This window comes from Rhodococcus opacus B4 (genome assembly GCF_000010805.1).
GTDB lineage: Bacteria > Actinomycetota > Actinomycetes > Mycobacteriales > Mycobacteriaceae > Rhodococcus_F > Rhodococcus_F opacus_C.
Genome location: NC_012522.1, coordinates 5193426 through 5217142 on the forward strand (window position 1 = coordinate 5193426; position 23717 = coordinate 5217142).

The 23717-nt window shown below is 67.5% G+C and carries 26 protein-coding genes, 1 tRNA gene, 1 pseudogene and 1 riboswitch; of the genes and pseudogenes, 12 read left to right on the plus strand and 16 right to left on the minus strand.

Annotation, left to right across the window (positions count from 1 at the left end; all coding sequences use genetic code 11):
* Nucleotides 1-148: 148 nt before the first annotated feature.
* Nucleotides 149-1495: a lysine N(6)-hydroxylase/L-ornithine N(5)-oxygenase family protein gene (locus ROP_RS23865; RefSeq protein ID WP_015888575.1), complete on the plus strand. Its 1347-nt coding sequence runs from the start codon at nucleotides 149-151 to the stop codon at nucleotides 1493-1495.
* Nucleotides 1492-1743: an MbtH family protein gene (locus ROP_RS23870; RefSeq protein WP_005244517.1), complete on the plus strand. Its 252-nt coding sequence runs from the start codon at nucleotides 1492-1494 to the stop codon at nucleotides 1741-1743. Before ROP_RS23865 ends, ROP_RS23870 begins: the two co-directional genes overlap by 4 nt.
* A gap of 109 nt (nucleotides 1744-1852) precedes the next feature.
* Here ROP_RS23870 and ROP_RS23875 read toward each other — a convergent pair whose 3' ends face one another.
* Nucleotides 1853-3292: a threonine/serine ThrE exporter family protein gene (locus ROP_RS23875; RefSeq protein ID WP_015888576.1), complete on the minus strand. Its 1440-nt coding sequence runs from the start codon at nucleotides 3290-3292 to the stop codon at nucleotides 1853-1855.
* Nucleotide 3293: 1 nt separating this feature from the next.
* Nucleotides 3294-3674: a nuclear transport factor 2 family protein gene (locus ROP_RS23880; protein ID WP_015888577.1), complete on the minus strand. Its 381-nt coding sequence runs from the start codon at nucleotides 3672-3674 to the stop codon at nucleotides 3294-3296.
* Between the two features lie 72 nt (nucleotides 3675-3746).
* Between ROP_RS23880 and ROP_RS23885 the strand changes: the two genes are divergently transcribed.
* Both ROP_RS23885 and ROP_RS23890 read left to right on the plus strand, forming a co-directional pair.
* Nucleotides 3747-3821, plus strand: a tRNA-Thr gene (locus ROP_RS23885).
* Between the two features lie 143 nt (nucleotides 3822-3964).
* Complete coding sequence (locus tag ROP_RS23890; RefSeq protein WP_015888578.1) at nucleotides 3965-4171, plus strand: RNA polymerase sigma factor; 207 nt, start codon at nucleotides 3965-3967, stop codon at nucleotides 4169-4171.
* A 4-nt stretch (nucleotides 4172-4175) separates the two neighbouring features.
* Here the strand turns inward: ROP_RS23890 and ROP_RS23895 are convergent, their stop codons facing one another.
* From ROP_RS23895 to ROP_RS43550, 6 genes are all read right to left on the minus strand, one after another.
* Nucleotides 4176-5588 carry a lipase family protein gene (locus ROP_RS23895; protein ID WP_015888579.1) on the minus strand — a complete coding sequence of 471 codons (1413 nt, stop codon included), beginning with the start codon at nucleotides 5586-5588 and terminating at the stop codon, nucleotides 4176-4178.
* 101 nt (nucleotides 5589-5689) lie between these two features.
* Nucleotides 5690-6325, minus strand: a complete 636-nt coding sequence (locus tag ROP_RS23900; protein WP_015888580.1) for a TetR/AcrR family transcriptional regulator — start codon at nucleotides 6323-6325, stop codon at nucleotides 5690-5692.
* Between the two features lie 43 nt (nucleotides 6326-6368).
* Entirely contained in the window at nucleotides 6369-8261 is a 1893-nt protein-coding gene (locus ROP_RS23905) for a glycoside hydrolase family 15 protein (RefSeq protein WP_015888581.1), read from the minus strand.
* 269 nt (nucleotides 8262-8530) lie between these two features.
* A complete protein-coding gene (locus tag ROP_RS23910) occupies nucleotides 8531-9388 on the minus strand; it encodes a SigB/SigF/SigG family RNA polymerase sigma factor (RefSeq protein WP_015888583.1) in 858 nt (285 codons plus the stop codon).
* A gap of 43 nt (nucleotides 9389-9431) precedes the next feature.
* Nucleotides 9432-9578, minus strand: coding sequence for a hypothetical protein (locus ROP_RS43545; protein ID WP_167315962.1), 147 nt, complete (start codon nucleotides 9576-9578; stop codon nucleotides 9432-9434).
* Between the two features lie 49 nt (nucleotides 9579-9627).
* On the minus strand, nucleotides 9628-9771 hold the full coding sequence (locus tag ROP_RS43550) for a hypothetical protein (protein WP_043825229.1): 144 nt from the start codon (nucleotides 9769-9771) through the stop codon (nucleotides 9628-9630).
* 279 nt (nucleotides 9772-10050) lie between these two features.
* On the opposite strand from ROP_RS43550, the gene ROP_RS23920 reads away from it, so the two are divergent.
* Nucleotides 10051-10377, plus strand: coding sequence for a MerR family transcriptional regulator (locus ROP_RS23920; protein WP_015888584.1), 327 nt, complete (start codon nucleotides 10051-10053; stop codon nucleotides 10375-10377).
* 11 nt (nucleotides 10378-10388) lie between these two features.
* Here the strand turns inward: ROP_RS23920 and ROP_RS23925 are convergent, their stop codons facing one another.
* The gene (locus ROP_RS23925; protein ID WP_015888585.1) at nucleotides 10389-10772 is read right to left on the minus strand and encodes a hypothetical protein; all 384 of its coding nucleotides are present in this window, start codon (nucleotides 10770-10772) and stop codon (nucleotides 10389-10391) included.
* Between the two features lie 240 nt (nucleotides 10773-11012).
* On the opposite strand from ROP_RS23925, the gene ROP_RS23930 reads away from it, so the two are divergent.
* Entirely contained in the window at nucleotides 11013-11321 is a 309-nt protein-coding gene (locus ROP_RS23930; protein WP_015888586.1) for a MerR family transcriptional regulator, read from the plus strand.
* Nucleotides 11322-11576: 255 nt separating this feature from the next.
* Nucleotides 11577-11807 (plus strand): hypothetical protein, encoded by a 231-nt coding sequence (locus ROP_RS23935; RefSeq protein WP_015888587.1) that lies wholly within the window; start codon nucleotides 11577-11579, stop codon nucleotides 11805-11807.
* A gap of 14 nt (nucleotides 11808-11821) precedes the next feature.
* Here ROP_RS23935 and ROP_RS40555 read toward each other — a convergent pair.
* The 4 genes and pseudogenes from ROP_RS40555 to ROP_RS23960 all read right to left on the minus strand — a co-directional run bounded on the left by ROP_RS40555 (nucleotide 11822) and on the right by ROP_RS23960 (nucleotide 14630).
* Nucleotides 11822-12965: pseudogene (locus tag ROP_RS40555) on the minus strand (epoxide hydrolase family protein).
* A gap of 55 nt (nucleotides 12966-13020) precedes the next feature.
* A complete protein-coding gene (locus ROP_RS23950; protein WP_015888590.1) occupies nucleotides 13021-13371 on the minus strand; it encodes a hypothetical protein in 351 nt (116 codons plus the stop codon).
* A gap of 91 nt (nucleotides 13372-13462) precedes the next feature.
* Nucleotides 13463-14269 carry a hypothetical protein gene (locus tag ROP_RS23955; RefSeq protein ID WP_015888591.1) on the minus strand — a complete coding sequence of 269 codons (807 nt, stop codon included), beginning with the start codon at nucleotides 14267-14269 and terminating at the stop codon, nucleotides 13463-13465.
* A gap of 46 nt (nucleotides 14270-14315) precedes the next feature.
* Nucleotides 14316-14630 (minus strand): DMT family transporter, encoded by a 315-nt coding sequence (locus ROP_RS23960; protein ID WP_009477809.1) that lies wholly within the window; start codon nucleotides 14628-14630, stop codon nucleotides 14316-14318.
* 10 nt (nucleotides 14631-14640) lie between these two features.
* A riboswitch (guanidine-III (ykkC-III) riboswitch) is annotated at nucleotides 14641-14702 on the minus strand.
* Nucleotides 14703-15474: 772 nt separating this feature from the next.
* Here ROP_RS23960 and ROP_RS23975 point away from each other — a divergent pair.
* Both ROP_RS23975 and ROP_RS23980 read left to right on the plus strand, forming a co-directional pair.
* Nucleotides 15475-16191 carry a response regulator transcription factor gene (locus ROP_RS23975; protein ID WP_005561510.1) on the plus strand — a complete coding sequence of 239 codons (717 nt, stop codon included), beginning with the start codon at nucleotides 15475-15477 and terminating at the stop codon, nucleotides 16189-16191.
* Between the two features lie 80 nt (nucleotides 16192-16271).
* A complete protein-coding gene (locus ROP_RS23980; protein ID WP_043826772.1) occupies nucleotides 16272-17654 on the plus strand; it encodes a sensor histidine kinase in 1383 nt (460 codons plus the stop codon).
* 3 nt (nucleotides 17655-17657) lie between these two features.
* On the opposite strand, the gene ROP_RS23985 is transcribed toward ROP_RS23980, so the two are convergent.
* On the minus strand, nucleotides 17658-18083 hold the full coding sequence (locus ROP_RS23985; RefSeq protein ID WP_015888594.1) for an HIT family protein: 426 nt from the start codon (nucleotides 18081-18083) through the stop codon (nucleotides 17658-17660).
* A gap of 140 nt (nucleotides 18084-18223) precedes the next feature.
* Between ROP_RS23985 and ROP_RS23990 the strand changes: the two genes are divergently transcribed.
* Nucleotides 18224-19477, plus strand: coding sequence for a bifunctional glycosyltransferase family 2/GtrA family protein (locus ROP_RS23990; RefSeq protein ID WP_015888595.1), 1254 nt, complete (start codon nucleotides 18224-18226; stop codon nucleotides 19475-19477).
* Nucleotides 19474-21582 (plus strand): ArnT family glycosyltransferase, encoded by a 2109-nt coding sequence (locus ROP_RS23995; protein ID WP_015888596.1) that lies wholly within the window; start codon nucleotides 19474-19476, stop codon nucleotides 21580-21582. The genes ROP_RS23990 and ROP_RS23995 overlap by 4 nt, the downstream gene beginning before the upstream one ends.
* 56 nt (nucleotides 21583-21638) lie before the next feature.
* On the opposite strand, the gene ROP_RS24000 is transcribed toward ROP_RS23995, so the two are convergent.
* On the minus strand, nucleotides 21639-22037 hold the full coding sequence (locus ROP_RS24000; RefSeq protein ID WP_015888597.1) for a hypothetical protein: 399 nt from the start codon (nucleotides 22035-22037) through the stop codon (nucleotides 21639-21641).
* On the minus strand, nucleotides 22021-22407 hold the full coding sequence (locus ROP_RS24005) for a hypothetical protein (protein ID WP_015888598.1): 387 nt from the start codon (nucleotides 22405-22407) through the stop codon (nucleotides 22021-22023). The genes ROP_RS24000 and ROP_RS24005 overlap by 17 nt, the downstream gene beginning before the upstream one ends.
* A gap of 101 nt (nucleotides 22408-22508) precedes the next feature.
* Here ROP_RS24005 and ROP_RS24010 point away from each other — a divergent pair, with 101 nt between their 5' ends.
* Nucleotides 22509-23648, plus strand: coding sequence for an acyl-CoA dehydrogenase family protein (locus ROP_RS24010; protein WP_193384864.1), 1140 nt, complete (start codon nucleotides 22509-22511; stop codon nucleotides 23646-23648).
* Nucleotides 23649-23717 lie beyond the last annotated feature (69 nt).

Genomic DNA, 23717 nt, shown 5'->3' on the forward strand with positions numbered 1-23717 from the left:
GATCGCAGTTTCGGGGCGGAGTTCGCCGCCGCGAGGGCCGGAAGTACTTGGTACTGTGCTCGAAATAAGGATAGGCTTCACTATCTTTCCGGAAGACGGACGGCGGCTGGGTCGGGTGCGGCGCGGCGTCGAGGACGGACAACGAGCTATGAGTGAATCGCCGGAAACGGCCGGTACAGATCTCCCGGTGCGAGATGTCGTGGGTGTCGGATTCGGTCCCGCCAACCTCGCACTGGCCATTGCCATCGAGGAACACAATGCGGAGTGCCCCCCGCGCGAGCGGATCAGCGCGCAGTTCTTCGAGAAGCAGGATCGATTCGGGTGGCATCCCGGGATGCTGCTCGACGGCGCGACCATGCAGATCGCGTTTCCCAAGGACCTGGTGACGTTCCGGAATCCGCGTAGCGCATTCACCTTCTTCAATTACCTCTTCGATCAGGGTCGCCTCGTCGACTTCGTCAACCACCAGACCTTCTTCCCGACTCGGCACGAGTTCCACGACTATCTGCAGTGGGCGGCACGCCGAGTGGACGCCGACGTGCGGTACGGCACCGCGGTGGAGACAGTACGCGGAATCCGTGGCGACGACGGGGTGATCGACCGTTTCGAGGTCCGTGCCGCCGACGGTTCCGCGGTCATCGCACGCAACGTCGTGATGGGGGCCGGCCTGCGGGAGCGAATCCCCGAGTGGGCCAACCCCTCTGCGCGGTGCTTCCACAACCATCAATTCCTGTTCCGGCTCGGTGAGATGCCGGCCCCGGTCCACCAGCGCTTCGTCGTCCTCGGTGCGGGCCAGAGCGCCGCCGAGATCGTGCAGTACCTGCACGAGAACTACCCCGAAGCCGAAGTCCACAGCGTCTTCTCGCGTTACGGCTACAGCCCGGCCGACGACAGTCCGTACGCCAACCGCATCTTCGATCCGGAGGCCGTGGACGACCTGCACGGAGCCCCGGAGGAGGAGCGTCTGCGATTGCTGGATGTCCATAGGAGTACTAACTATTCGGTGGTCGACATCGAGCTCATCAACGAGCTCTACGCGACCGAGTACCAGGAACGCGTGCGCGGACGCCGCCGGCTGTTCATGCGCCGCGCGTCGGAGATCATTGCCGTCGACGAGACTTCGGACGGAATCGAGGTGGCGGTGCGCAGCGGTGTGGACGGCCTCACCGACACTCTTGCCTGCGACGCACTGATTCTGGCCACCGGATTCACCCCCGCCCCCCTCGAGCCGCTGCTCGGCGATCTGGCGCCGAAAACCCACCCGCCGCGGGAAGTCGGCCGAGATTATCGATTGGCGGTTTCACCGGACGTCACAGCGGGAATCTATCTGCAGGGCGGCACGGAGAAAACGCACGGAATCACGTCGTCGCTCCTGTCGAACGTGGCCGTGCGGGCGGGAGAGATCGTTACATCTGTCGTAACAAGGCGTAGCCGCAACGGCGCGCTTGCTAGTGTGAACGCACAGGACACGTATGCGACAAGCGAGGCGAGATGAGCACCAATCCATTCGATGACGAAGAAGGCCGCTTCTACGTGCTGGTGAACGACGAGGACCAGCACTCACTGTGGCCCACGTTCTCTGAGGTGCCGGCAGGCTGGCGCGTGGTTTTCGGCGAGGAAAGCCGGGCAGCCTGCCTCGAGTACGTGGAGAAGAACTGGACCGACATGCGGCCGAAGAGCCTGCGTGAGGCCATGGAGGCCGACGAGAAGTCGGGCGGACGGCACAGCGTCGACAAGAGCTGACCGCCCCGGCGCCCGCGTTTCGGCGCCGCCTCGGGCCGGGACGACCGTCCGGTGAGACACCGGCGGTCGCCCCCGGCCGACGGTCGAGAGGCCGTCACCTGAAACTGCCTCAGGCCGCCTTCTGTGTGTGTGTTTCGACCGGCTTCCGCCGCCTCGTCTTGAAAACGGGGCGGCGGATGTCGTCTGTGCGGCGCAGGATCCGCGGCCTCCGCAAGGTCCGGGCGATCCATTCGCCGAGTGTGACCCCGGCCGCGAGCGCGCAACCGATACCGAACGCCGCCAGCAGCGAGCTGAGTCCGATCACGACCTCGTTGTTGAGCAGGGCGTACAGACCCCGGTACAGAGACAGACCCGGCAGCAGTGGTGTGATACCTGCCACCACGACGACGAGCGGTGGCGTGAGCGCACGACGCGCCATCAGACCACCGGCGAAGCCGACCACGGTGGCGGCGAGTGCCGAACCGATGATCGGGCCGATACCGAACTGGTGCGCCACCATGTACACGAGCGCGCCCGCCGCCCCACCGAACCACGCGGCGGTGAGGGCCCGCTGCTCGGCGTAACAGGCCAGGGCATAGAACATCGACGCGAAAGCGCCCGACATCACCAGCACGGGGAGTTGCACGAGTTCGGTGATCTCGACGTTGACCGGGGGCAGGGTCGAACCCAGCACGCCGGTCAGACGCAACGAGATGGCCACACCGGCGATGATGCCGCCGGTCATCATGACCACTTCGAAGAATCGCGCCGCCGCCGTGATCGGTGCGCCCGTGATGGCGTCCTGCACCGAACCGACCAGCGACAGCCCGGACAACAGCACCACCACACCGGCCGAAATGATCTGCGAGGGTCTGATCTCGACGCCCAGCTGATCCTGGAACGTGTAGAGCGTCGCCGCCGGCGTCGCGGCCACCAGACCGCCCGCCACCTGCTGGAAGAAGAACGGCAGACCGATGCGGTTGAGGACGCGGTTGACCCGGTAGATCACCATCGTCGTCAGAAACGCGACGGAGGCAACCAGCACCCCACCGCCCATCAACACGGACACCGACGCGGCCATCGACGCCCAGGCGAGCGTCGCGATCCAGCGGTTGTACGGGTGCGGCGCCGTGGTGACCGCGGTGAGGGCCTCGTGCGCCTCGCCGGGGGTGACCGCTTCCCGGCGGATGCGCCGGGTGAGCCGGTCGACCGCCGCGAGCCGGGTGAAGTCCATCGAGCGGTAGTGCACGATCCGCATGGTGCTCGCCGGCGGGAGAGTGGGCCCGCGGTACGCCGACAGGACGATGGAGTTGTACGTGACATCCACATCGCACTGGGCGAGGCCGTACGTGGCGGCGATGAACTGCACCTGCTCGGCGGTGTCCATCGCCCCGGTGCCGGACGCGAGGAGCACTTCACCGACGCGCACGGCGAGGTCGAGCACTTCGGCGACGACCGCATCGTCGGTGAGGTCGATCGGCTGCAGTGGTGTAGGTGCAGCGGTGACCGCATCGACCGTTGCGCGACGGTCGCCTGTGAGACGTTGGAGGGATTCTGTGAGCTTGGACATACTACGTGTCGGAGACAAGGTCTTTCTCGGTCAAATCGGTAGCGGAGAGTGCAGACTCGAGTGTCTCGTGGCGGAACGTGGAGATGACCTGATCGTGGACGACACGGAATGCAGAGGCCAGGGTACGCGTCTCCGCCGGGTCCGTGGACCACGTGGCCTGCTGTTCGACCACCAGCACTCCGTCGTAGTAATACATTCGCTTCGGATTCAGCGTGATGCCCGCGGTGGACGCCCATTCCCGCAACGCCGCCAGGCCCTGCGTGGCGCCTTTCGGCCCACCCATCTCGATGTCGTCGCTCGACAGCGACAGCAGAGTGTCGATGTCGCCGGAGTTGAGGGCGTCGTGCCAAGCGAGGACGGTGGCGATCTCCGAGGTACTCATGGCTCCAACGCTAGCCAATGTGGGCGGAAGTAGCCGACGTTCCTGCAATGGATATGATGGGCGCGCGTGTCCGCCTCCTTAGCTCAGTGGTAGAGCACTCGCCTTGTAAGCGAGCGGTCGTCAGTTCAATCCTGACAGGGGGCTCCACCGCGGAATCGACTCCGCAGACAGAGGGCCACCTTCTTCCGGAAGGTGGCCCTCCGTCGTTTCCCGCACGCTCACCCCTGGGTGGTGCGATCGTCACCCTGGGGTCCCTGTCTCCGAGCCCACCGGTCGTTGACTATGGGTTCATGCAAGTGGATTCGTGCAGGTCGGCCGTGTTGGAGGCGGTCGAAGCGCTGCCCGCTCTCGAAAGGGAGACGCTCGCACTCGTGTTCTACCGGGGCATGTCCTGTGACGAGGTGGCGGCGACGATGAAGACCACCGTCGACGTCGTCCGGGACCGGCTCCACGTGGGTGCGCGCACACTGCTCGCCGGTGTCGGCGGCAGACTCTGAACCGTCACGTGCCGATCGGTCGACCGAGCAGGCTCGCGAGTGTGTCGCCGACGATCGACGACCACATGGGCCACGTCTTCTCGTCGAGGGCCATCGACCCCACGTCGTGGGTGGCGCACCCGGCGTCGACCGGGATCCCGTCGAAACGGTCCCGCATCCACATCAGGGCGCTCGCCGCGGCGATCGGTTCGAGCGACAGGTGCTCGCTGGCGTGGTCGCGGGTGTAGGTGACGCGGGCGTCCGGGTCCTGGCAGTACGTGTCGACGAGCCGGTCGACCGGGCCGACCGGCACCAGCCAGTCCGGGTTCGCCTGGTACATGTACATCGGGACCTCCGGCACCCGATGGCCCATCCTCGTCCGGTCGAGGACCGATTCGACCACAGGATCGCGCAGCGGGTCGCCGCTCGGACTGTCGAACAGTCCCCGCAGGTTCGCGAACGGCAGCAGCGCGGACTGGTAACTGACGCACAGGTTGCCCTTGGCGTCGAGGAGTTGCCTGCCGAGCGGATTCAGGTGGGTGTCGAGATACTCCGCGAGTTCGGGATAGTCCCGGCTCACGCCGAACACGCCGCCCAGCACGATCCCCGCGCCCAGGTCGTTGTCCGCGAGATCGACGAGGGCGCCGAGGTCTGCGGGGATGCCGCCCTCGGCCGCGCCGACGATGTTCAGGTCCGGCGCGTAGGTCGCGTGGAGTTCGGCGGCGTGCCCCGTCGCGATCGCGCCTCCGGAGTACCCCATCAGTCCGACCGGGGTCTGCCTGCCGGACAGGCCGAGGGGGCCGAAGTTCTCCGCCGCCCGGATCCCGTCCAGGGTGATGCGGCCGGCGAGCGGCCCGGCCGCGTAGGCGGCGTTCGGGCCCTGGTGATCCGGCAGCACGACGGCCCATCCCTGGGCGAGCGCGGCCTGGGCCTCGAGGAACTGCAGCGGCGCGACGACCTGACCGGTCAGCGGCGCGGGCACGGACCACTGCTGCAGCGCGTACGAGGCGGCGCAGTACTTGCCGAGGGAGTCTTCCGCCGGCTGGAGCGACAGCAGATTGCGGACGCCGGTGATCGTCCCCCGTGGTTTGATCACCGTCGCGACCGCCGGGATGGCCTCGTCCCGCGAATTGTTGGAGCGGTAGGACAGTTGCCACGCGTCGACGTTCACCGGAAGCACGGACAGGTTCGCCAGGCGCACTTCGCGGGCGGCGATGATCTCGCCGGGCTCGGCGGCGGCGACCACGTCGGCCGGCGGTTCGTAGAACCCGCGGTCGGCCTCGGGCCAGGCGGGGACGGCCGGGGCCGGTTGCACGTCCACCGGCGTTCCCTGGCCGGCGGGCGCCCCGACCGACGGCGCGGCGACGGCGAGTTGTGCGCCCACCATCATCGCCCCCACCAGCAGCATTCGGTGTCGCAGCGCTCTAGATCTGATCATGTGGTCCTCCCCGGGCCGAAGTGAGACGCCCATGTCTCACTTTGAGTGCAGACCATAGATCAGGTGTGACGGGTATCGCAATACTCGCGAGTAAGTTCGGGTCAGGACTGGTCGGTGACCAGCGCGATGAGCATCGTGCTCAGCACGTCCACCAGCACCGACGCGGACGGCCGAGGGGCCGCGGTGCTCCAGTGGTGGGCGAGGTCGTTGACCGCGCCGATGAAGGCGATCGACACCATCTCGAACCGCCCGGGTGGGTCGATGACGCCACCGTCGATCGTGCGGGCGACCGCCTCGAAGAGTTGCGCCCACTGCCTGCGGCGCTCGAGGCGGTACTGCTCGACCCGGGGGCCCGCCCCGACCACTTCCACGAAGATGATCCTGGCGCGCCGCTCGTCGGTGCCGACCGATTCGATATAGGCCGTCATCACCGAGCCGGCGACGGTCCGCGGATCGCGGGACGGCGCCGCCTCGTTCGCGGCGAGCACGGCGTCCCGGGCGTCGTCCTGAATCGTGTCGTAGACGGCCAGGAGGATGTCCTCGCGGCTGCCGAACTCCTCATAGAACTGGCGCCGCGACAGTCCGGCGTGGGCGCAGATGTCGCTGATCGAACTGTGGGCGTACGTCTTCTCCGCGAAGACCGACAGAGCGGAGTCGAGGAACCGCGCCCGGCGGGCTGCGCGACGTTCGGCAACCGGCAGGCCGCTGTACGTCCGACTCGATTCTGCTCTGGACACGGGATCAGCGTACGGTCACGGACGTCGCGATCCGCGCCTCGGCTCACATCAGTTCCCGCATCCGCTCGTGCAGGATGATGCGCCCCGCGGCCTCGATCAGCGCGAGATGCGAGAACGCCTGCGGAAAATTGCCGAGGTGACGACCGGTGCTCGTGTCGAACTCTTCGGCGTACAGACCCAGCGGAGACGACACGCTGACCAGTCGCTCCATCAAATCGGTTGCCTCCTGAACCTGTTCGACCACGGTCAGGGCCGACACCAGCCAGAACGAGCAGATCAGGAAACTGCCTTCCCGGCCCGACAACCCGTCGTCGGTTTCGCCGGTGCGGTAGCGCAGGACGAACCCGTCCTCGGTGAGATCGTTCGCGATGGCGTCGACGGTGGCGCGCAGCCGGTCGTCCCCGCGGGGAAGAAATCCGAAGACCGCGGCGAGCAGCGTCGACGCGTCCAGCGCCTCGGTGTCGTAGTGCTGGCGCAGCACCCGCTCCTTCACCCCGTGCGCGAGGATGTCGGCGCGGATCTCCTCGGCGGTGGCACGCCAGGTGTCCTCGGCCGCCCGGTCGCCGCGGATGCCCGCGATCTTCGACGCCCGGTCGAGCGCCACCCAGCACATCAGCTTCGACGACACATAGTGCTGCGGTGCGCCGCGAGCCTCCCAGATCCCCTGATCGGGGTTGCGCCACACCGCCGAGGCGCATGCCGCCTGCTGCTGCACGAGTGGCCACAGCCGCCGGGGAAGGCGCTTGCTGCGCACCGTGTGCAGCAGGATCGAGTCGAGGGCGGCGCCGAACACGTCGTTCTGCCGCTGATCGAACGCGCCGTTGCCGATCCGCACCGGACGCGCGCCCGCGTAGCCGGACAGGTCGTCGCGGGTCGACTCGGTCAGGTCGCGGGTGCCGTCGATTCCGTACATGATCTGCAGCGCGCCGTCGCCGTTCGACTCGAGGTCGGCGATGAACTGCATGAACTCGTCGGCCTCCCAGTCCAGATTCAGGTAGTGCAGGGCCTGCAGCGTGAACGTGGAATCCCGCATCCACGTGTACCGGTAGTCCCAATTGCGTTCGCCGCCCGGAGTTTCCGGTAGCGACGTCGTGAGGGCCGCGACGGTGGCGCCGGTCGGCATGTATGTCAGGCCCTTTATGGTCAGGGCGGATCGCTGGATCGCCTCACGCCACCGGTGGTCTGGGAAACGGGCGTGACTGAACCAGCGCCGCCAGAACGCGGAAGTCGCATCGAGTTGTGCGACAGCCTCTTCCGTCGTCTCCGGCGCGACGAGTTCCGCCGCCCAGGTCAGCGCGCAGTACAGCGTTTCGCCCTTCTCGAGCATGTGGCGCGCGCGAACCCGGCCACCCTCGATGCCGAGCGCCATGTCCGTCTTCAGGCGCAGCATGAGCCCCGCTCCGCTCGCGTCGGCGGTGTGCCGATCGCCGTCGACGAGAACCCACTCCGCCGGTGCACGTCCGTAGTCGAACACGGGCTCGCACACCAACTCCACCTCCACGCTGCCGTCGAGGCAGGTGACCGTGCGGACCAGCATGTGGTCGGCGTCGTCGTCCGCCGGCGGCCTCGTGTGCGGAGTGACGGTGTCCTCACCGCGGGTCGGGCCCATCGTCAGCGCACTGCGCACGTTCACCCACCCGGTCGGGGTGTTCCACACCGCCGAGATGGTGTTGGTTCCCGGCTCGTACTGGCGGGACGCCGGTACGTTGAGGCCGAACGGGCCGATCCGGAACATCCCGGCCTCGCGGTCGAGGAGGGAGCCGAACACGCTGGGCGAGTCGAACCGGGGCACGCACAGCCAGTCGACGGAACCGTCCGGCGCGATCAGCGCCCCGGTGTGACAGTTCGACAGGAAGGCATAGTCGGCGATCGGCGGGAACGGCGACGGCGCAGCCGCGCTCTGGGGTGGGGCATCGTCGTCCGAGGCAGTAGTCACGTTCGCGTCCCTCTCCCGGAGTGTCGACTACCTCCATGCTGCGGGTCGCGGCGCCGGCGGTCATCACCCGGTTCGGGTGACCGGTCAGTCCCCGAGGACGGCGAGATAGTGTCGGCGAACGCGATCCGGCTCCGCGATGACGTCGATCTCGGTGATCTTTCCGTCGACGATCGTGAACGCCGGGGTCGTCGCCGCCGGCGGATGTCGGGTCGTCCCACTGCTGCGGGCGGCACTACCGGCAAGCGGACGTGTGAGGAGTTCTTGGCCGGTCAGGACGTCTGAACGGAGGCATCCGCGAGCTTCCCGCGCAGGTCCGCCAGGGTCTTGGACAGCAGCCGGGACACCTGCATCTGCGAGACACCCACCCGCGCGGCGATCTGCGACTGGGTCATGTTGCCGAAGAATCGCAGGACGAGGACGGTGCGTTCGAGGTCGGGCAGGGATCCCAGCAGCGGTTCGAGGACGACATGGTCCTCGACGTGGGCGAGGGACGGGTCGACGTCGCCGATCGTCTCCGACAGCGGGCGCTCGTCCTCGCCGAGCGGGAAATCGACGGACAGGGTGCTGTAGGCGTCGGAGACCCGCAGTCCCCGTGCCACCTCGTCTTTGTCGATTCCCAGGGCCTCGGCCAATTCGCTCGCGGTCGGCGCCCGGCCGAGGGTGGTGGTGAGTTCGGTTGTCGCGTTCGTGAGGGACAGGTGCAGTTCCTGCATGCTGCGCGGGACATGCATCGCCCAGCCGGTGTCGCGGAAGTGCCTGCGCACTTCGCCGGTGATCGTCGGGACTGCGTAGGACACGAAGCTCGCCCCGCAGCGGGCATCAAAGCGGTCGACGGCCTTGACCAGGCCGAGGCGGGCGACCTGGATCAGGTCGTCGAGGGGTTCTCCGCGACCCAGGAATCGCCGGGCTATGTGTTCGGCGAGCGGCAGGCACCGCTCGATCAGTCGCTGTCGCAGCAATTCGCGGCGGGGGTCGGAGGCGGCGAGCCGGCCGATGGCCGCGCATTGCGCGGGCACGTCACGGTACTGGTCCCGCTCGCGGGAGGCGGTGCGATGTGTCGGCTTCGTCCGCGCGGGAATGCGTCGGATTTCGCACGACGGTTCGACGAGCTGGGTGGTCGCAGTCATGGCTCTGCCCTTCTCTGATCGGCCGTCATCGGCTCAGGCGCCGCTATTCGACGAGTGCGGGGGATGCGTCGGTGGCCTCGTCGGCGAACATCGCCTCGATCCGGGCCTTGATTTCCTCGGTGCTCATCGTTGCTCCGCCTCGCGCGGCAGTGCTGCTGACGGAGGCGTGGGATGCGGAGTGGGCGGGCATGAGCGCGATGTCCTGTCGTGAGGGGAATGGTCGGGGGGAGCGTGGCCGGTCAGGTCGGCAGCGACGAGAGGAGGGTCAGTGCGCTGAGGGCCAGCGTGGCGATCAGGCCACCGGCGATCGCTCCGCCGCTGCCTGCGCCCAGGACCAGGACTTCCCCGTCGTGGGGCGTGTTCTCCGCGTTGTGCGTGGTCATCGGTTCTCCTTCGTGCGACCTCGTCGTGAGAACTAATCTGCGTTGAAGAATATAGATTTGTTCTACAGCGGTCGGACGGGAAGTTCAAGCCGAATCGGCAAGATTGCTGGTCCGGCCAGGTAGCCTCGACTCGCGTCGAGTACGGGATGTCGCTCAGAACGATGTGACGCCGGTGGAACGGCGGCGCACAATTCTCGGATCGAACCTGTGCGCCCCGCGGCACATTGTGTTCCCCGGGCCTTGCTAGGATTGATGCGCCCTGAGAAGAAGGGAGATCCTGTGACGTCCTCTCATGTACCGCTTCGTTCGCAGCGGGGTGTGTACGGGATCTCGGTAACGTCGGAGCTGACGGGTATCGGACCGCAGACGCTGCGCCTGTACGAGCGGCGCGGGTTGATCACACCGACTCGCACGGGCGGTGGAACCCGCCGCTACAGCGAGGACGACGTCGCGCGCCTCCACAAGATCACCGAACTCGTCGCCGCCGGAGTCAATCTCATCGGCATCGGCCAGATTCTTCGGCTCGAGGCCGAGAACGCGGTCCTCGCGGCGAGGAACGCCGAACTCGAGCAACTCGTCCGATCCGAGGTCCCGGATCGCGCCTGAGCGGCGCCCGCTCAGCTCGCGGACTGGTCGTTGGTGGGGTTGAACTCGTCGAACGACGCGTCGGCCGACTGCCATTTACCTGCGGCCCGAATGTCGGCGAACGCGAGGTCGAATGCGTCCACCAGCCACGCGTGCCCGGCGGTGGCCAGCAATTCGTCGGACGTGCCGTCGGCCGCACCCTGGAACAGGCTGACCCGCCACTCGGATGCGTCCTCGGTGCTGTCGGTGAGTCCGTCGATTGCGTTGGACGCGAGAAGGTACCGGTTGAACTCGAAATCGACCCGGATCGCATAGCCCGCACCGGTATTGACCACATTTGCCGGCCGTTGGGTGGCGGCGGCGAGTGCGGTCAGGGCGTCGCGGTAACGGTCGGCGTGTTCCTGTGTGCGGGGCACAGTTCTCTCGTCTCTGGCGCAGGGGCCGTGGCACTCGTGGCCACGACACCTCCACGAACCCTGCGAGGGCCGCGTCGGTTCGTGTTCGGTTCGAGTCCGAGATTACGGCACGCGTCCCCTCGCTCCGCGGCAGCGGCCTGCTCGTGATGATCGCGGGACGCAAAATCTATACCGCGAAGTTCAGATTCATTTCACCCATTTGATAACATCAGGTGTTCCTTGAGCAGAAGGGAGCTTGTCGTGACGATCGAAACACTGCCCCAATCGCACCGCGGGGTATATGGAATCGCGGTGACGTCCGAGCTGACGGGCATAGGTCCGCAGACCTTGCGACTCTACGAACGCCGTGGATTGCTCACACCCGCCCGAACCAGTGGTGGCACTCGCAGATACAGCGACGACGATCTGGTCAGGCTGGCGCGCATCGCGCAGCTCATGGAGGACGGAGTGAACCTGGCCGGGATTCAGCGCATCCTTGCGCTGGAATCCGAGAACGCAGACCTCGCCTCCCGGCTCGAGGGGTCCGGCGGACGCATCTCCGCCGAGTGACGATCCCGGGTCGCGGACGACAGATAAGTTGACGACCCGGACAGGTTGCGACGGAAGAATATTTCCCCGGTCGCGGTAGGGAGAGAACAAGTGCAATAGCCGAACGAAACACACCTTGCGTCGTCGGCGCGCGACCGCTGTAGATCGCGAACAGCACGGGCCCGCACGACACCGCCGACAGCGTCGGCCCGGTCACCGCCCCTCGTGTACCCCGGCCACTGGTCCGAATGTCGACTCCAGACGGGAAATCGAACCATGACCCTTGCCACCCACAATGCGCTCCGCACACGTACTCCCCGGCACGCGAAGAATGAGCACGTCGAGCCCGACCGCCACTTCTCGCTCGGGACCGCACTCATCGCCGCGCTCGTCGCCGCCGTGCCTGCGATGACCGTGACCGGGTCGGTGGTCCTCGCGGCCACGACCGCCGGATCCGTTCTCGTCGGCGTGCTGCTCGCCGCATTCCTCATCTCGAGCCTGATCTGACCGCTCCGGATCGGTCAGCGGAGTCCGGCGAAGAACTCCCGGATGTCCGCGGTCAGTGTCTCGGGCTCCTCGAGTGCGGCGAAGTGGCCGCCGCGATCCTCGACGTCGGTCCATCGCGTAATTGCATGCTCCTGCTCCGCGTAGCGGCGGATGCCGACGTCGTGGGCGAAGACGATGACGGCGGTCGGGACGCCGGACACGGAATTGTCGGCGCCCCAAGAATATTCCTGCATGTACCCGACATACGCGGCCGAGGATGCGGTGTCGGTGAGCCAGTACAGCATGACGTTGGCGAGCAGGCGGTCGATGCCGACGACGTCGTGGGGGAGCACCTCCCGCGGATACGTCCACTCACGGAACTTGTCGACGATCCAGGCGAGCTGACCGACCGGTGAATCGGCGAGCGCGGCGCCGAGAGTCGCGGGTCGCGTGGATTGAATGGAGATGTAGCCGAACTCGTCGGTCATGAACCGCGACACCCGGTCCAGGCGGTCCTGCTCCAGCGGTGTCAGGCTCGCCCGTTCCGCCTCGTCCAACTCGTGGAACGGAACGCCGACGTTGCCGTTGAGGTGCACCCCGACCACCGCGTCCCGGGCGATGCGGGCGACACGCCCGCGCCGATGTCGCCGCCCTGGACCCCGTAACGGTCGTATCCGAGCCGGCTCATCAGTTCCGCCCACGCCTCGGCGTTCCAGCCCGATTCACGGACCGGCCCGGAGAAGCCGAATCCGGGCAGCGACGGCACGGCTACATCGAATGCGTCCGCGGGGTTGCCGCCGTGCGCCGCGGGGTCGGTGAGGGGCCCGATCACGTCGAGGAACTCGACGAACGAACCCGGCCAGCCGTGGGTGAGGACGAGGGGCAGGGCGTCCGGCTCGGGGGAGCGCACGTGCAGGAAGTGGATGTTCTGCCCGTCGATCTCGGTCACGAACTGCGGGATCGAGTTGAGTGCTTTCTCCTGCGCCCGCCAGTCGAACTCGTCGCGCCAGTACTCGACGAGTTCGACCAGGTAGGACGTGGGCACACCGGTTTCCCAGTCGTCACCCGGGAGCGGGGTGCCGAACCGGGTCCGCGCGAGCCGATCGGCGAGATCGTCGAGCTGCGCGCCTGCGCGATGTCGATGTGAAACGGTCGGATGGACTTCGTCGTGTCGGTCATACAGACGACGCTACGAAGGATTGAGGACAGGTCCGGTCCTCGATCGGGGAGTGAGTCAGCAGGCCCCGGTCTTGGCGGCGTCGTAGGCCTGGATCATCTGATCCTTGCGCTCCTGCGGGGCGTCCTTCCACTCCGCCGTCTCGGCCGACTGGGTGAAGAGGTCGTCGAGGGCCTTCGTGCGGTCGAACGTCTCCCCGGTCTGCTGCGCACGGGCTTCCGCACCGTTCGCGTACTGGAGGAGGCCCTTGCACAGGTCCGCGACCGCGGGCAGGTCTGCGGAGGACGCCTCGGTGGCCTCGGTCGTTGCGCTCGCCGGGGACTCGGCCTCGGTGGTGGTCGATTCGGAACTGCACGCCCCGAGCAGCAGGGCGGCCGGGATCAACAGCGCAACGATGGTTCGTGTCATGCGAAATACATACCAGAGGCAGGTGTCGGTCAGTGTCGGCCGGTCGCTCCGAGACCGTCCCGTGTGGGCACTGGCGGCAGCGTCGCCGCGGTCAGGCGGGGCCGAGGGTGTAGTCGACGCCCGGACGATCGCCCTTGCCCTTGTTGAGCCAGCGCCCCGGCAACTTGCCTGCCAGTTCGCCGAGCGGACCGACGGCCGCGCTGAGAATGCCCACCGTCTCCTGCAGCAAGTCGATGCTGGCGCTCATCCGCTCCAGGTTGGGCGCCAGAGCAGTCAACGTCTCGGACAGCGCCACGATCTGATCGAGCGGGCCGCCCTCGGCGATGAGGCGTTCGAACGCGCCGCCCTCCGACAGCAGGGTGTCGAGGATGCCGTTCTCGGCGAGCGCCCGATCCACGAGACCGTCCGGGGCCGTGAGCCGCTCGACCGCACCGTCCTTCGCTGTCAGCCGTTCGAGCGGTCCCTGCTCGGCGGTGAGACGGTCGAGCAGACCGTCCTTGGCGAGCAGACGCTCGAGGGTGCCGTCCTCGGCGAGCACCCGGTCGAGCGGGCCGTCCTTCGCGAGAACCCGCTCGAGCGGGCCGCCCGGCTCGAGCAGTCGTTCGAGGGTGCCGCCCTCCGAGGTGAGACGGTCGACGGGACCGCCCGGAGCGAGGAGACGGTCGAGCGGACCGCCCGGCTGGAGCGCCTGCCCCAGCGGCCGGTCGTTGGCCGCCAGCGAGGACAGTTGGCTGATCACCTGCAGCGGGCTGCCCTGGCTGTTCATGCCGGTGACCACGCCGGTCCCGGCGACTGCGGTCCGGACGGTCACCAGGCTGGCCTCTGCGATACCGAGGCCGACATCGGCGGCCGCGAGACCGACGCGCACCGGGAGGGTCATCAACGACACCAGGTTCATGAAATTACTGTAACCCGCGGCACACAATCATCGAGGCTCGATCCGGTCAGTGCAGAACCTTCAGCCCGACGACGCATCCCACGATGCCCAGGATCAGCAGGATCTTCACCAGTGACGAACTTTCGGCACCGGTCACCATCGCGAACCCGACGGTCAGGGCCGCACCGATGCCCACCCACACCGCGTACGACGTTCCGATAGGAAGACTGCGCATCGCGAAGGCCAGGCCCGCCATGCTGAGAATCAGTGCGACGCCGAAGACGACGCTGGGCCCGAGTTTGGTGAAGCCTTCCGACCGGCCGAGGGCGGTGGCCCAGACGGCCTCCAGGATCCCCGACAGCACGAGCACGATCCACGCCATGACAAACCTCCGGGCACCGTCTTGTCGCTGGCCGGGTACGGTGCGCTCGTCCGGATGTCGTGTCGACGATTTCCACGGTACCCAACGGGGCGCTCCGCGCCCGTGAGTGGTGAGCGAGTACACACACTCCTCAGGCGCGCACGGGGCGCGAATGCGCCGAATATCTCGCAGATCGATGTCGCCTCATTTATTGTCGAGCGAAACAGTGAATTCTGTGCATATACCACGGAAGATAACGAGGCGCATCATGATGCTCGGACTGCTCGCCGCAATCAACAGCGCATTCACCCTCGGACTCGCCAACACGATCGGAACGTTCGGTGGAGTGGTGCTCAACCTGAACGTCGTCGCCTGAACTTACTGCCTGTCAAGACAACTCCACTCCAGCAACCCCGCTGTCGGCTCGACGGCGGGGTTGTTCTGTGTGCGGCGACCGTGAGGGCCGGGGCGCCGGAGCGCAACTGTCCCATCCTCGCTCATGCGCCCGGAATTTCACCCTTTTTCGCTCGAGAAGAATAGGTGATTTTATTCAGGGAAATTGCGTGCGCGTGTCGCCACGAATTCTTCGAACGTGACTTAGTGTCATCCGCAACGCGCACGGACAGCGCGCACACACCCCTTCGCAGGGGCGACGATGGAGGTCATGATGCTGGGACTGCTCGGGGCGCTCAACAGTGGTGTCACACTCGGATTGGCCAACACGATCCTGACGTTCGGCGGGGTAGTGTTGAACCTCAATATCGTCGTCAACTGACGATCGGAATCAGTCCGACCCGGCCCGCGCTACCGGCTCACAGGAACCTCCCAGGAAACCTACAGCGACGATCCAGCGTCAAGAGTGATGATGGGTTGCGTGAATGAGAAGCCTGTCGAAGCCCGCGTCCTCGTCGTCGACGACGAACCGAACATCCTCGAGTTGCTCTCCGTGAGTCTCCGATTCCAGGGATTCGAGGTGGCGACGGCGTCGACCGGGGCCGAGGGACTCGACACGGCGCGCACCTTCCGCCCGGACGCCGTCATTCTCGACGTCATGATGCCGGGAATGGACGGGTTCGGTCTGCTCAAGAGGTTGCGCGCCGACGGTGTGGACGCGCCGGTGCTGTTCCTCACCGCGAAGGACGCGGTAGAGGACAAGATCAGCGGCCTCACCCTCGGTGCGGACGACTACGTCACCAAACCGTTCAGCCTCGAAGAAGTGGTGACACGGCTTCGCGTCATCCTGCGGCGCGCCGGCAAGGTGTCGGTGGAGGAGCAGTCGGCCCGCATCAAGTTCGCGGACATCGAACTCGACGACGACACGCGGGAGGTCTGGAAGGCGGGCGATCTGGTGTCGCTGTCTCCGACGGAGTTCACGCTGCTGCGGTACTTCATGGTCAACGCCGGCACGGTACTGAGCAAGCCGAGGATCCTCGACCACGTCTGGAACTACGACTTCGGTGGCGAGGTCGGGGTGGTCGAGTCGTACGTGTCCTACCTCCGCCGGAAGGTCGACACCGGCGAGACGCCGCTGATCCACACCCTCCGCGGCGTCGGCTATGTGATGCGAGAACCGCGGCGATGACCGCGCCCGCGGCTCCCCGGGAGTCGGCCGAGGTGGTCGCCGCCGTCCCGAACAGGCCTGCGCGACGGTGGATCCGGGCGATGCCGCTGCGGATCACCCTCGTCGGCGCCGTGCTACTTCTGTCGGCGCTCGGCCTGCTCGCATCCGGTGTCGCGGTGACGTCGGCGCTCGAGAATTCGCTGACCAACCGCGTCGATCACCAGTTGCACGACGCGGCCCAGGGGTGGGCCAAGCCCGGCAAGTCGCGGCCGCTGCCGCCGCCGGACGAACCGAATCCCGGTCGCCCGCCGAGCCCGTTCTACGTCCGCACGACACTGGCGAACGGAACGGTTCTGCGCGAGATCAACGACGAATCCGTCTCGCCCGCACTGCCGGCGGACCCGGCATCGGTGCCCGTGACGGTCGGTTCCACCGACAACTCCGACGTGCGGTGGCGGGTGCTGACCACGACCGCGCCGGACGGAACCGAGACCACCGTCGCGATGACGCTCACCGAGAACGACGAAACGGTGAACCGCCTGGTCGTGCTGCAACTCATCATCGGGGTGGTCGTGCTGATCGCCCTGGGCGTGGTCGCGTACTTCGTGGTCCGGCGCAGTCTGCGTCCCCTCGTCGAAGTGGAGGAGACCGCCGCGGCGATCGCGTCGGGAGACCTGCACCGGCGCGTCCCGGAACGGGACGACCGTACCGAGATCGGGCGACTGTCCGTGGCGCTCAACGGAATGCTCGCCCAGATCCAGCACGCGTTCGCCGCCACCGAAGCGTCGGAGGAGTCGGCGCGGCGGTCCGAGGAGAAGATGCGGCGATTCGTCGCAGACGCGAGTCACGAACTGCGCACCCCGCTCACCACGATCCGCGGCTTCGCCGAACTGTATCGGCAGGGCGCGATGACCGACACCGAAACCCTGATGAACCGCATCGAGGGGGAGGCGTCGCGGATGGGTCTCCTGGTGGAGGATCTGCTGATGCTCGCCCGGCTCGATGCCCAGCGTCCCCTCGAGACCCGGCCCGTCGACCTGCTGTCGGTGGCGTCCGACGCCGTGCACGGGGCACGTGCCGTCGCCCCCGAGCGGTCCATCACCCTCGACGTCCGCCCCGGTCCCGGCACACCGGAGGTGATCGGTGACGAGGCCCGGCTGCGGCAGGTCCTCGGCAACCTGCTCGCCAACGCCGTCAAACACACCCCCGCCACCGCGGACGTGACGGTGCGGCTCGGCACCACCGAGCACAGCGTCGTGCTCGAGGTGGCCGACACCGGACCCGGACTGACCGAGGAAGACGCGGCCCGGGTGTTCGAGAGGTTCTACCGCACCGACGCGTCCCGTACCCGGGAGAGCGGGGGCAGCGGGCTGGGCCTGTCGATCGTCGCGGCCCTGGTCGCCGCCCACCGAGGGGCCGTGACCGTCGACAGCAGACCCGGCGAAGGTGCCACGTTCCGGGTGGAACTGCCGCGGTCGAGCTGACCGTCAGTCGGGGACGTTGTCCCCGTGGCCGAGTTCGCGCAGCGCCGCCTTGAGCTTCGCCTGCGCCTCCTCGAGCGACTCCTGGGACGGGTTCTGCTCGGCATTGCTGATGTTGAAATCGCCGAGGTCGTAGGCGGGGAACACGTGCAGGTGCAGGTGGGGCACCTCGAGCCCGGCGATCAGCAGTCCCGCGCGCGGCGCGTCGAAGGCCGGGCGGACGGCCTGCCCGATCGTGCGGGCGACGTCCATGACCTTGTTCCAGATCACACCGTCGACGTCCTGCCACTGGTCCACCTCCTTGCGAGGTACGACCAGGGTGTGGCCCTGCGTGACGGGGGCGATGGTGAGGAACGCGACGACGTCCTCGTCCTCCCACACGAACCGTCCGGGCAGATCTCCGTTGATGATGGCGCTGAATACAGATCCCATGGCCGCCATTATGCGGCTTCGCCCCCCGTGAGTACTTATCAACCTCCCGCGGTTGATAAGTACTCACGGGGGCGAAGCGCACAGGAAACTCCCAGCCTCCGTCCAGAGTGGTCGGAGCGTACGGGCCGAATCTTGGACGCATGACGACGAATTCCCTCTCCCGCGCACCGGGCGCCATGGGACGACTCGAGACTTCCGGAACCTCCGAGACCGCGCCCGTGCTCGACGTTGTCGTGCCGGTCTACAACGAGGAAGCAGGACTCGAACGTTGCGTGCGCCGGCTGCGGCGGCACCTCGACGAGAACGTTCCCTACTCCGCCCGCATCACCATCGCCGACAACGCCAGCGTCGACGCCACCCTCGCCGTGGCCCACCGCCTGGCCGCCGAGATCGACGGCGTCCGCGTCGTGCACCTCGACGAGAAGGGGCGCGGCCGCGCCCTGCGTGCGGTGTGGAGTACCTCCGACGCCGAGGTGGTGGCGTACATGGACGTCGACCTGTCGACGGACCTCAACGCCCTGATGCCGCTGATCGCCCCGCTGCTGTCGGGGCATTCGGACCTGGCCATCGGATCCCGCCTCGCCCGCTCGTCGCGGGTGGTCCGGGGCCCGAAGCGGGAGTTCATCTCCCGCAGCTACAACCTCATCCTCCGCAGCGCCTTGCATGCGCGATTCTCCGACGCGCAGTGCGGCTTCAAGGCGATGCGCGCCGACGTCGCGCAGCGCCTGCTGCCGCTGGTCGAGGACACCGGATGGTTCTTCGACACGGAGCTGCTGGTGCTCGCGGAACGCGCCGGCCTGCGTATCCACGAGGTCCCCGTCGACTGGGTCGACGACCCGGACAGTCGCGTCGACATCGTCGCGACCGCGGTCGCCGACCTCAAGGGGGTGTGGCGGGTGGGCCGGGCGCTGTCCACCGGATCGCTGCCGATCGGCAGCCTGCGTGACAGCTTCGGGCGCGAGCCGCTGGTGCCCGGAGTTCCCCGCGGAATGGTCGGGCAGATGGCCCGGTTCGCCGTGATCGGGGTCGCCTCGACCGTCGCGTATGCGCTGCTCTACCTGGTTCTGCATCCGGTCCTGGGCGCGCAGTGGGCCAACGCCGTCTCACTGCTCGTCACGGCCGTGCTCAACACGGCCGCGAACCGCGCGTTCACGTTCGGGGTCCGCGGATCCGAGGGCGCCGCCCGGCATCAGATGCAGGGCCTGCTCGTGTTCGCGTTCGGACTGTTCCTCACGAGCGGTTCCCTGTACGTCCTGCACTCGGCGGCCCCGGACGCGTCCAAGCACGTCGAACTCGCCGTCCTCGTCCTCGCCAACCTCGTTGCCACCATCAGCCGTTTCATAGCCCTTCGCTGGGTGTTTCGGAACGCTCGTCCCGAAGGAGTTCACGCATGACCACGACCCTCGAAGAACCGAAGGTCGACGCGGCCGAACCTCCTCCTGCCCGGAGGCGGTGGGAGCCCTGGGCGCTCGCCGCACTGCTCGTCGGGACCGCGGTCGCGTACATCTGGGGGCTCGGCGCCTCCGGCTGGGCCAACTCGTTCTACGCCGCCGCGGTCCAGGCGGGGTCGGAGTCGTGGAAGGCGTTCTTCTTCGGCTCCTCCGACGCCGCAAACTCCATCACCGTCGACAAGCCGCCGATGTCGCTATGGCTGATGTCGCTGTCGGTCCGGATCTTCGGCCTCAGCTCCTGGGCGATGCTCGTGCCGCAGGCCCTGCTCGGCGTCGGTTCCGTCGCCCTGCTGTATGCCACGGTGAAGCGGTGGTTCGGCGCTCCGGCCGGTCTGCTCGCGGGACTGGTGCTCGCGCTGACGCCGATCGCCGTGCTGATGTTCCGGTTCAACAACCCGGACGCCCTGCTGGTGCTGTTGATGATCGCGTCCGTGTGGGCGCTGCTGCGCGCCGTCGAGGGCGGACGCACCCGGTGGATGGTGCTGACCGGCGTGTTCGTCGGGTTGGGGTTCCTGACCAAACAGCTTCAGGTGATGCTCGTCGTCCCGCCGCTCGCCCTGACGTACCTCTTCGCGGGACCGCCGAAGTTCGGCAAACGTCTCGCCCAGTGCTTCGCCGCGCTCGGCGCGATGATCGTCTCCGCGGGCTGGTGGTTGCTGACCGTCGAACTCTGGCCGGCGTCGTCGCGGCCCTGGATCGGCGGTTCGCAGAACAACTCGATCCTCGAACTCACCCTGGGCTACAACGGCCTCGGCCGGTTGAACGGTGAGGAGACCGGCAGCGTCACGCCCGGCGGCGGTCGCGGAGATGCCGCGGCGGCGATGGGCGGTGCAGGCGAGGCCATTGCGGGCGCAGGCATGCCCGCGGGCGGTCCCGGCGGGGGCGGCGGAATGTGGGGAAGCACCGGCATCACGCGCATGTTCGAATCGGCCCAGGGCGGTCAGATCGCCTGGCTGATCCCGGCCGCGCTGATCCTGCTCGTCGCTGGTCTCGCACTGCGTGGCAGGGCGCCCCGCGTCGACACGCAACGTGCGTCGTTCCTCGTGTGGGGTCTGTGGCTGCTCGTCACCGGACTGACGTTCAGCTTCATGGCCGGAATCTTCCACGCGTACTACACCGTCGCGCTTGCGCCGGCCGTTGCCGCGCTGGTGGCGATCGGCTCGGTGACGCTGTGGCGACGACGGGACATGCTGTGGGTGCGTGCGGTTCTCGCCGCGACACTCCTGGCCACCGCGGCCATGTCCTGGGTGCTGCTCGGACGCAGCGCGTCGTTCGTGCCGTGGCTGAAGTGGGCGGTGGTCGTCGTCGGCGTTCTCGCTGCGGTGGCGGTGCTGATCCCGGCCCTGACCCGGGGCCGGATCGCGGCCGTCGTCACGCTGGCCGCGATGTTCACCGGGCTCGCCGGACCGACGGCGTACGCCGTGAACACCATGGCGACGCCACACACCGGTTCGATCGTCTCGGCGGGACCCACCGTCGAAGGCGGGCGCGGCGGCCCCGGCGGAATGGGTGGACCCGGCGGCACGGACGGTGCCGGACGCATGGGCGGTCGGACCGACGGCGCGGCAGGCGCGGCAGGCGGAGCGATGCCCGCCATGCCGGGTGGTACCGCACCGGGCGCGACGAACGGCGCGACGGCAGGTGCCACCGACGGCATGGGCGGCATGGGAGCCATGGGCGGCGGCGCTGCCGGGGGACTGCTCTCCGGCAGCAACCCCGGCGCGGAACTGGTGTCGCTGCTGGAGCAGGATTCCGGCAACTACACCTGGGTGGCCGCGGCCATCGGATCCAACAGTGCGTCCGGCTACCAGCTGGCCACCGAGGATCCGGTCATGCCGATCGGCGGGTTCAACGGCAGTGACCCGTCACCGACGATCGAGCAGTTCCAGCAGTACGTGGCCGACGGTCGGATCCACTACTTCATCTCCGGCGGCCGCGGCGGCGGCATGGGGGGCGACGGCACGGCGTCGGAAATCTCGACCTGGGTGCAGGCGAACTTCACCGCCGTCACCGTCGACGGCGTGACGCTGTACGACCTCACGTCATAGAAACCCCCTGTGAGTACTTGTTAACCGCCCGCGGTTAACAAGTACTCACAGGGGGTTCAGAGGTCGAACGACATTTCGGGTGTGCGGCAGATGAGCAATCTCCGCACGAGACCCGACTCGTCGAGTTGCGCCGAGGTGTTGAACGAGGCCTCGAATTCGCCGTTCCGCGTGGTGCGTCCCAGCGCAAGCTCGACGTCTCCCACCCGAGCACCCGCCAGGACCTCGTGCACCAGCACGCTCTTCTCGCGCTGCTGCAGGTAGCCGACGAGGCCTGCTCGATCGCCGACGAACTCGGCGGCATTGCCGCCGCCGGTGGAGAATTGGATCGACATCCGGAAATCGTCGGTGATCATGCCCAGGACGCGGTCGGGGTCGTCCGAATCCATGATCGCGAACCACGCGACCAGTGTGGGGGTCGGTGAGGTCTCCCGATCCAGGTCAGTCGCGTGTGTCATGGGCCAACTCCTTCGAGAGAATGCTGAATTCCGTGTCGAAGGACACCTCATAGGCGTCGATGCCACCGTCGGCGTCGAGGTGCATGGCGGCGAGGAAGTAGCCGGTTGTCTTCGTCTCGTTTTCGACGACGGAGCCGTACGCGAACTGGACGTCGCCGGCCCTGCTCGTGCGGAGCAGTACGTGCCGGCGGTCGACCGGGGGACGTCCCCGCAGGTAGCTGAGCATGTCGGCGCGGCTGTGGCCGCGGCGGACGGTACCGGGGAGGACTATGGCGAACTGGATCTGCTCGTCGAGCAGGGCCACTGCGTCGTCGATCCGGCCGCTGTCGAGGATCGCGTAATACTGCTCGATCACGAGTGCATCGGTCATGAAATGAACTTAGTTCAACAGCGGTGGGTCTGTCGAGAGTTCTTGCCGTCTGGGGTTCCGCGAAACTAAACTGAACTCACGTCAATTTCAAGGAGAGTTCAATGCCGTCCTCCCATGCCCGCCCCTGGCCCGAGACCGAACCCTTGGCGATGACCCCCGTCGCCGAGCACGACGACATCCGGGACGTCCTTCGCCGGTTGCTCGACCGGCATTCGACGCTCGAGGACAGCCGCCTCGCCGCCGAATCCGAGATCGGGTATTCCCCCGAATTGTGGTCGCTGCTCGTCAAGGAGATGAACGTCGCCGCGCTGGCGGTGCCCGAGGATCGCGGCGGGCTGGGGTACGGCGTGGTCGAACTCGGGATCGTTCTGGAGGAGTGCGGCCGCGCGCTGGTGAGCGAACCCGTGCTCACGTCCGCGACCCTGGGAGTTCACGCCCTGCTCGCGGCCGAGCGATCGCCCCGGGTCGAGGAAGTGCTCGATCGAGTGGTCCAGGGCGAACTCGTCGCCACGGTGACCGCCCTGACCGAGCAGACCGACTTCGTCGACGCCACCCGGGTCGGCGACCGATGGTCGGTGTCCGGTCGCGCAACGAACGTCGTGCAGGGTGGGGCGGCCGATGTGGTCGTGCTCCTCGGGCGGTCCGAAGACGGCCCCGGTCTCTACGCGGTCGATCTGCGGACCGCGTCGGTGCGGAGGTCGGAACTTCCGGTGGTCGATCCCAGTCGGCGGCAGGCGACTTTGCTCTTCGACGACGTGGAGGCGGTACGTCTCGTCGGACCCGGCGAGGCACCGCGCGCGGTCGAGGAATTGCACAGCCTCGCAGTGATCGGGTTGGCCTGCGAACATGTCGGGATGATCGAGCGATTACTCGACGGCACAGTGGAATACGCCATGCAGCGCCGCCAGTTCGGCCGGGCGATCGGATCGTTCCAGGCCGTCAAGCATCGACTGGCGAACACTCTCGTCGAGCTGGAGAAGGCCCGATCGGCGGCGCGGTACGCCGCGGCCGCGTTCTCGGAAGATCCTGGCGCCGCGGCCCTTCCGGCCGCTGTCGCGGGAGCGGTGTGCACCGAGGCCGTGATTGCCACCGCCTCGGAGGCCGTGCAATTGCACGGGGGAGTCGGCTTCACCTGGGAACATGCGGCGCATTCCTACGTGCGCCGCGCGCTCGGCGACGAACCGCTGCTGGGGGATTCGCGGGCGCACCGCAGCCGCATCGCGGATCTCGTCGGACTCTGACACCGGGCCGCCTGCCGGCGGCCGAAAACGAAAACTCTTTCCCCGCTATTGACGGGCACCCCTCTACCC

What these genes read in the sequence shown, in the direction of transcription:
- ROP_RS23865 (WP_015888575.1), top strand. Translation starts at nt 149, where the DNA reads ATGAGTGAATCGCCGGAAACGGCCGGTACAGATCTCCCGGTGCGAGAT.
- ROP_RS23870 (WP_005244517.1), top strand. Translation starts at nt 1,492, where the DNA reads ATGAGCACCAATCCATTCGATGACGAAGAAGGCCGCTTCTACGTGCTG.
- ROP_RS23875 (WP_015888576.1), bottom strand. Translation starts at nt 3,292, where the DNA reads ATGTCCAAGCTCACAGAATCCCTCCAACGTCTCACAGGCGACCGTCGC.
- ROP_RS23880 (WP_015888577.1), bottom strand. Translation starts at nt 3,674, where the DNA reads ATGAGTACCTCGGAGATCGCCACCGTCCTCGCTTGGCACGACGCCCTC.
- ROP_RS23890 (WP_015888578.1), top strand. Translation starts at nt 3,965, where the DNA reads ATGCAAGTGGATTCGTGCAGGTCGGCCGTGTTGGAGGCGGTCGAAGCG.
- ROP_RS23895 (WP_015888579.1), bottom strand. Translation starts at nt 5,588, where the DNA reads ATGATCAGATCTAGAGCGCTGCGACACCGAATGCTGCTGGTGGGGGCG.
- ROP_RS23910 (WP_015888583.1), bottom strand. Translation starts at nt 9,388, where the DNA reads ATGACTGCGACCACCCAGCTCGTCGAACCGTCGTGCGAAATCCGACGC.
- ROP_RS43545 (WP_167315962.1), bottom strand. Translation starts at nt 9,578, where the DNA reads ATGCCCGCCCACTCCGCATCCCACGCCTCCGTCAGCAGCACTGCCGCG.
- ROP_RS43550 (WP_043825229.1), bottom strand. Translation starts at nt 9,771, where the DNA reads ATGACCACGCACAACGCGGAGAACACGCCCCACGACGGGGAAGTCCTG.
- ROP_RS23935 (WP_015888587.1), top strand. Translation starts at nt 11,577, where the DNA reads ATGACCCTTGCCACCCACAATGCGCTCCGCACACGTACTCCCCGGCAC.
- ROP_RS23950 (WP_015888590.1), bottom strand. Translation starts at nt 13,371, where the DNA reads ATGACACGAACCATCGTTGCGCTGTTGATCCCGGCCGCCCTGCTGCTC.
- ROP_RS23955 (WP_015888591.1), bottom strand. Translation starts at nt 14,269, where the DNA reads ATGAACCTGGTGTCGTTGATGACCCTCCCGGTGCGCGTCGGTCTCGCG.
- ROP_RS23960 (WP_009477809.1), bottom strand. Translation starts at nt 14,630, where the DNA reads ATGGCGTGGATCGTGCTCGTGCTGTCGGGGATCCTGGAGGCCGTCTGG.
- ROP_RS23975 (WP_005561510.1), top strand. Translation starts at nt 15,475, where the DNA reads ATGGGTTGCGTGAATGAGAAGCCTGTCGAAGCCCGCGTCCTCGTCGTC.
- ROP_RS23980 (WP_043826772.1), top strand. Translation starts at nt 16,272, where the DNA reads ATGCCGCTGCGGATCACCCTCGTCGGCGCCGTGCTACTTCTGTCGGCG.
- ROP_RS23985 (WP_015888594.1), bottom strand. Translation starts at nt 18,083, where the DNA reads ATGGGATCTGTATTCAGCGCCATCATCAACGGAGATCTGCCCGGACGG.
- ROP_RS23990 (WP_015888595.1), top strand. Translation starts at nt 18,224, where the DNA reads ATGACGACGAATTCCCTCTCCCGCGCACCGGGCGCCATGGGACGACTC.
- ROP_RS23995 (WP_015888596.1), top strand. Translation starts at nt 19,474, where the DNA reads ATGACCACGACCCTCGAAGAACCGAAGGTCGACGCGGCCGAACCTCCT.
- ROP_RS24000 (WP_015888597.1), bottom strand. Translation starts at nt 22,037, where the DNA reads ATGACACACGCGACTGACCTGGATCGGGAGACCTCACCGACCCCCACA.
- ROP_RS24005 (WP_015888598.1), bottom strand. Translation starts at nt 22,407, where the DNA reads ATGACCGATGCACTCGTGATCGAGCAGTATTACGCGATCCTCGACAGC.
- ROP_RS24010 (WP_193384864.1), top strand. Translation starts at nt 22,509, where the DNA reads ATGCCGTCCTCCCATGCCCGCCCCTGGCCCGAGACCGAACCCTTGGCG.